Source organism: Nocardioides sp. (assembly GCF_035503875.1).
Classification (GTDB): Bacteria; Actinomycetota; Actinomycetes; order Propionibacteriales; family Nocardioidaceae; genus Nocardioides.
This window is the reverse complement of the sequence record NZ_DATJTA010000071.1, coordinates 1-2,105: the sequence shown is the minus strand read 5'-3', so window position 1 is coordinate 2,105 and position 2,105 is coordinate 1. Positions and strand designations below refer to the sequence as shown.

The 2,105-nt window shown below is 72.1% G+C and carries 3 protein-coding genes; 2 read left to right on the top strand and 1 reads right to left on the bottom strand.

What is annotated here, in order from left to right; genetic code table 11:
• Window positions 1-607, top strand: a 607-nt coding sequence (locus tag VMF51_RS16785) for a PIG-L family deacetylase (RefSeq protein WP_325475601.1), incomplete at its 5' end; no start/stop codon positions are given.
• 11 nt (window positions 608-618) lie between these two features.
• The gene (locus VMF51_RS16780; protein ID WP_325475600.1) at window positions 619-999 is read left to right on the top strand and encodes a DUF6113 family protein; all 381 of its coding nucleotides are present in this window, start codon (window positions 619-621) and stop codon (window positions 997-999) included.
• 107 nt (window positions 1,000-1,106) lie between these two features.
• Here VMF51_RS16780 and rocD read toward each other — a convergent pair.
• Window positions 1,107-2,105: ornithine--oxo-acid transaminase (gene rocD / locus VMF51_RS16775; RefSeq protein ID WP_325475599.1), on the bottom strand; the 999-nt coding region annotated here is incomplete at its 5' end.

The window sequence follows — 2,105 nt, the reverse complement described above, 5'->3', positions numbered from 1 at the left end:
CCGCGCGCTCGGCGTCGAGGACCACCGGTTCCTCGGCGGCGAGGGCAAGTACCGGGACTCCGGGATGATGGGCCTGCCCGACAACGACGACCCGCGCTGCTTCTGGCAGGCGCCGGTCGAGGAGGCCGCCGCCGACCTGGTCAAGGTCATCGAGGAGGTCGCGCCTGACGTGATCGTGAGCTACGACGCCAACGGCTTCTACGGTCACCCGGATCACATCCAGGCGCACCGGGTGGCCTGGCGGGCGAACCAGCTGGCCGGCGCGACGGCGACGTTCTACGCCACCGCGATGCCCCGCTCGGCGCTGGCGGCGGCGGTCGAGCTGCCGGACGACTCCTGGTTCGTGCGCAGCGCCGACCTGTCGGTCAGCGTCCCCGACGAGCAGGTCTCGACCGAGATCGACGCGACGCCGTACCTGCCCGCCAAGCTGGCCGCGATGAAGGCGCACGAGACCCAGATCACCGTCGACGGCCAGTTCTACGCGCTCTCGGACGAGGTCGGCCGGCGGGCGCTCGGCGTCGAGTACTACACGCTGCTTGGGCCGTCCGACTCGGCCAGCCCGCGCTCGGCCGGGCAACCGTACCAGCGCGACCTTTTCACGCGGTAATCTCCAGGCTCATGGGGACCTCGCAGCGCTCGCTGATTACCGGCCTGGGCTACCTGGCGCTCTTCGTCCTCGGCCTGGCGCAGGGGCTGATCGGCAGCCTCCAGTACGACCAGAGCCCGGTGCCGCTGATCGCGATCCTCCTCATCCTGATCCTGTTCGCGACCTGCGTGCTGGCCGGCTGGGGGCTGCGCACCTACGCGGCCGGCATCCTCCCGGCCCTCGGCTGGCTCATCGCCTCGTTCGTGCTGGCGATGCCGAGGCCGAACGGCAGCGTGATCATCGAGGCCAACCCGGCCGGCGAGTGGTACCTCTACGGCGGCGCGCTGGCGGCGGCGGCCGGCGCCGCCCTGTCGTTCTTCACCTGGATTCGCACCAGGTCCCGGCCGAGCTAGATCCGGCCCGGCCGGCCGAGGGCCAACTCGGCCGGCCGGGCCGCCCGGGCGCCGAGCGGCGTTTGGCACCGGCCAGCCGCCGCTTGACAGGCTCAGCCCGGCGATGTCTAGCTGGCGTCGATCACCTCGGCGAAGCGCTCGAGGCCCCAGCCGAGTTCGTCCTCCGTGATCACCAGCGGGGGAGCGAGCCTGATGGTGGTGCCGTGCGTCTCCTTGGCAAGCACGCCGACCGAGGCGAGCCGCTCGCAGACCGCGCGCCCGTCAAGCGACGCGAACGTCACCCCGGCCCAGAGCCCCCGTCCGCTCACCGACGTCACCGCGGACGACGGCAGCGACTCGAGCCGCGCGTGCAGCACCGACCCGAGGGCACTCGAGCGCTGCTGGTACTCGCCGGTGCCCAGCATCGCGATGACCTCGCGCGCGACCGCGCACGCGAGCGGGTTGCCGCCGAACGTGGACCCGTGCTGCCCCGGCTTGAGCACGCCAAGCACCGACCGGGAGGAGACCATCGCCGAGACCGGCACGATCCCGCCGCCCAGGGCCTTGCCCAGCAGGTAGGCGTCCGGTACCACGCCGTCGGCCTCGCACGCGAAGGTGGAGCCGACCCGGCCGAGGCCGGACTGGATCTCGTCGGCGATCATCAGCGCGCCCGCCGACGTGCACAGCGACCGCACCCCGGCCAGGAACCCGGACGGCGGCACGACCACCCCTGCCTCGCCCTGGATGGGCTCGACGAGCACCCCGACCACCCGCGACCCGTACCGGCCGAACACGTCCACCAGCGCGGACAGGTCGCCGTAGGGAACCGAGACGAACCCCGGCGTGTAGGGACCGAAGTCGTCGCGCGCGTCGGGGTCGGAGGAGAACGACACGATCGTCGTCGTCCGCCCGTGGAAGTTCCCGTCGAACACCACGATGATCGCCTGATCGGCGGGCACCCCGCGGGTGAGGTAGCCCCACTTGCGCGCCACCTTGATCGCGGTCTCGACCGCCTCGGCGCCGGTGTTCATCGGCAGCACCATCTCCATGCCGCACAGCTCGGCCAGCTCGGCGCAGAACGGCCCGAACTGGTCGTGGTCGAACGCCCGGCTGACCAGCGTCACCCG

Excerpts from the sequence above, each read along its gene's own strand:
- VMF51_RS16780 (WP_325475600.1), top strand. The coding sequence starts at position 619 with ATGGGGACCTCGCAGCGCTCGCTGATTACCGGCCTGGGCTACCTGGCG.